Raw genomic sequence first — 3,727 nt, forward strand, 5'->3', positions numbered from 1 at the left:
GCGCGGGGCGGGTGAGGGCATCCCCCATTGTGGACGCCCCGCCCGCCCCGCGCGAGGACGGGCCGCGTTACCTCGGGTTCTCCCCGTCCCGGCGGGTCTCTCCGTCCGGCCGGGTCCGCTCGTTCTCCCGAGCGCGCTTGCGCAGGTACTCCGTCGCGGCTCCGGCGCCCTTGTCGATCCTGTCGTCCTGGGCGCCGCCGGTGACCTTCTTGGCGGCTCTGGCGGCCTTGCCGACCAGGCCCTGGGCGTGTTCGGCGTTGTCGTCGACGGCCTTCTTCAGCCGTTTGAACGCATCTCCGGTACCGGACATGTAATCCTCCCTCGATCCGTCCTGCCCTGTCGCGATACCCGGTTCCCGCCCCGTTCATGCAGGTGGGGCCTCCGGGGCGGGATCGGAGACCAGGTCACAGGCCCAGGACCACGGTGGCGATGGAGAAGTAGATGAGCAGGCCCGTGGCGTCCACGATGGTGGTCACCATCGGCGAGGACACCACCGCCGGATCCACGCCCACCTTGCGGGCGAACAGCGGCATGGACGAGCCGATGACCGCCGCCCACGTGCACACCGCGATCACCGCGCACGCCACGACCACGGCGACGTCCACGCCCACCAGCAGGGAACCGATGGCCAGGGCCAGCACTGCCAGGAGGAGTCCCAGCAGCAGGCCTACCCGGGCCTCCTTCCAGATCACCGAGGGCAGGTCGCGCACCCGGACCTCGCCCACGGCCAGTGCGCGCACGATCGCGGTGGCCGACTGGGCTCCGACGTTGCCGCCCGTGCCGATGAGCATCGGCACGAACAGGGCCAGGGCGGTGACCGCCTCCAGCGCCGATTCGAAGGCCTGCATCACGTTGACCGTGAGTGTGGCCGCCACGATGAGCAGCATCAGCCACACCGATCGCGCACCGACCAGGCGCAGCACCCCGACCGAGACGTAGTGTTCGCCGACCGGGCTCGCGCCGGACTGGAGGGCCATGTCCTCGGAGTCGGCGGCCTCGATGACCTCCAGGGCGTCGTCGAAGGTCAGCAGACCCACGAAGCGCTCCTCGGAGTCCACCACCGCCAGGGCGACCAGGTTGGCCTCCTGCATCAGGCGGGCGGCGTCCTCGACCGGCTCCGCGGCGCGCACGCGCGGCGCGAACACGTCCACGATGTCCTTGATCAGCTGTTCGTCGTCGCTGACCACAAGGTCTCCCAGCGTCACCGTCCCGACCATGCGGCGGCCGTCGCTGACCACCGGCAGGGTGTAGATGGTCTCGGCGTCGGCCCCCCGTGCACGCACGACCTCCAGGGCGCGGCCCACCGTGAGGTCGCGGTGCAGGATGACCGTCTCGGGGGTCATGTACCGGCCGACGGAGTCCTCGGGGTAGCCCAGCAGGGCTGCGGTCATCCTGCGTTCGGAGGGGCTGAGCCCGGCCAGGGCGCGGGTGGCGATCTTGGCGGGCGCCTCACCGATGAGGCGGGCCCGGTCGTCCGGGTCCATCTCCTCGAGGATCTCGTGGAAGGCCGTGTCGCGCAGCCCGAGCAGGATGGACTGCTGCTGGCCGGGGTCGAGTTCCTCGAAGACCTCCAGTTCGCGGTCCTTGTCCAGGAGCCGGAAGGGGATGATCGCCTCGCCGCCGTCCATGCGGGAGAGTTCGTCGGCGATCTCGTAGGGCCTGTGTTCGGCCAACCAGAGCCGGATACCGGTCAGGTCGTTGTTCTCGACCAGATCGATCAGTTCTTCAGCGCGCTCGCCTTCTGACATGCGAAGCACCCCCTCGCATTCTTCTGCGCCCGGTGGCAAGCACCACGGGCGGCACCGGATCCTGGGAAAAGCGGTGGGCCGGTGGTTCCACGGCCCCGCTCCGGTCCCGTCGTCACTGGTGTGGTGAACCGTGCGTCGGGTGGGTCTTCCGGGGGCGGAAAGGGTGGGCACGGTGATCCGGGGACGTGTACGGTCTGACCGCCGTACGCGGGACGGGGAGCACCCCGACCCTACCCGTCGGAGTGCTCTGAGGGCACACCGGCCGACTCACCAGCGTGCCAGCAGCGGCCCGACGGGTCAGTCACGCCAGAGGACGACCAGGGCGCAGTCGTCGTTCTTGTCCCTGCTGAGGGTGTCCACGATCTCGTCCGCCCCTGTGGCGAAACCGCGCGGGACGAGCTGCTCGGCCGCGCCGAGGAGGCGGTCGATCCCGGCGTCGAGGTCCTCGCCCGGGGTCTCGATGAGGCCGTCGGTGCAGAGCATGATGGCGTCGCCGGGCCGGAGCCTGCCCTCGACGGAGGCGTAGGTCATCTCGGGGATGACGCCGAGGACCACGCCCTTGGCCTCGGTGGTGCTCCACAGCCCGCCGCCGCTGTCGTAGTGCAGCGCGGGCGGGTGTCCGGCGGAGGCGATCTGGTACTCGCCGGTGTCCAGGTCGACGCTCAGGTGCACGGCGGTGACGAAGCCCTCGCCACCGCTGTTGCGCATGAGGTAGTCGTTGCAGTGGGCCAGGAAGTCGCGGGTGGGGACGGCCCCGATCAGTCCGCTGAAGGCCCCGGAGAGCAGCAGGGCCCGGGTTCCGGCGTCCACGCCCTTTCCGGAGACGTCCACGACGGCCACGTCCAGCCGGTTCTCCCTGCGGATGGAGACGACGAAGTCGCCGCCGAAGGACGAGCCGCCCGCCTGGCGCAGGACGGCGGTGCGCCCCCAGCCCTCGGGCAGCCGGGGCAGCTTGCCCTGGCGGCGCAGGCGGTCGCGCAGGTCCAGCAGCATCATCTCGCCGCTGAGCCCCTGGACGCCGAGGCGCTCGCGCACCCCCGACAGCAGATAGGACAGGACCGCGGTGACGCCGATGGTGACCAGCAGGCCGGGGCCCACCTGTCCGAAGTCGAGCATGAAGGCGACGAAGACCAGGACGGCGGCGACCACGGCCAGCAGGAAGGCCAGGCTCTTGCGCTTGAGCAGGAGGCCGCCCGCGAGCACGGTGAGGATGGTGGAACTGGGCGGGAACCAGCCGGCGGGACCCCACACGGCCCCGACGCCGATACCGACGGCCAGGGCGACGAGGGTGATCAGGACGAGCCGGTATCGGAACAGCACCTTGCGCCGGAGCACCGCGACGAGCCGCTGCGCGGCGGAGCGCAGTAGCCGGGTGGTCTTGGCGGTCGGTGTGGGCTTCATGTGTCCCCTGCGTTGCACACCCGCTCACCAGCGGGGGTTCGGTTCTCGGACGGCACGGTCGGGATGGGCGCGGGGGCCGCGTCGCCGCCGGGGGCCGGCGTACGGGGCTGTGTGGGGCACGCCCTGGCCGTGGTGGTCGGAGGTGCCGACCGGAGGGCACCGCCGCGCCGCGGGCAGCGAGGCCCGCAACTGTGCACGAACTGTAGCGCGGGGGGTGTCGCCGTGGCACGTGCAACCAGCGGTGTTCTCCGCCCAAACCGAGGATTTGGGTTCAGCCGATAACCGAGCGTGTGGTTTACGGGCATCGTTCCGGCGTCCGAAAACCGTTCCGTAAGCCGGGGTGTCCATTCCTCTCGGACGCTCCCGCGAGGTCGGGCTCCCCGCCGCCGGCCGGGTCCGCGCCCCGTCGGCGCGGTCCGCCTCCAGGGTCCCACGGTGCCGCGGCGCGGACCGGGGACTCTCGTCGCCGGCCCGCGCCGGAGGTCGCTCAGCGCGCACGGACGCCCCCGCGGGCGGCCTCGAAGGGCAACCGGGCGGGGAAGGAAGCCGCCGCGCGCGGCCTCTGTTGAGGGCGGCGG

Annotated in this window: 3 protein-coding genes; all 3 read right to left on the minus strand. The window is 71.5% G+C overall.

Translation table 11 applies throughout. The annotated features are described in order from the left end of the window. Positions 1 to 67 precede the first annotated feature (67 nt). The 3 genes from ABD54_RS25950 to ABD54_RS25960 all read right to left on the minus strand — a co-directional run bounded on the left by ABD54_RS25950 (position 68) and on the right by ABD54_RS25960 (position 3,149). The gene (locus ABD54_RS25950; RefSeq protein WP_047872177.1) at positions 68 to 310 is read right to left on the minus strand and encodes an antitoxin; all 243 of its coding nucleotides are present in this window, start codon (positions 308 to 310) and stop codon (positions 68 to 70) included. 94 nt (positions 311 to 404) lie between these two features. Continuing rightward, positions 405 to 1,748 carry a magnesium transporter gene (gene mgtE, locus ABD54_RS25955; protein ID WP_047872178.1) on the minus strand — a complete coding sequence of 448 codons (1,344 nt, stop codon included), beginning with the start codon at positions 1,746 to 1,748 and terminating at the stop codon, positions 405 to 407. Between the two features lie 297 nt (positions 1,749 to 2,045). Continuing rightward, entirely contained in the window at positions 2,046 to 3,149 is a 1,104-nt protein-coding gene (locus ABD54_RS25960; RefSeq protein WP_047872179.1) for a PP2C family protein-serine/threonine phosphatase, read from the minus strand. Positions 3,150 to 3,727 lie beyond the last annotated feature (578 nt).

It is taken from the genome of Nocardiopsis sp. RV163, assembly GCF_001029525.1.
GTDB classification, from domain to species: Bacteria; Actinomycetota; Actinomycetes; order Streptosporangiales; family Streptosporangiaceae; genus Nocardiopsis; species Nocardiopsis dassonvillei.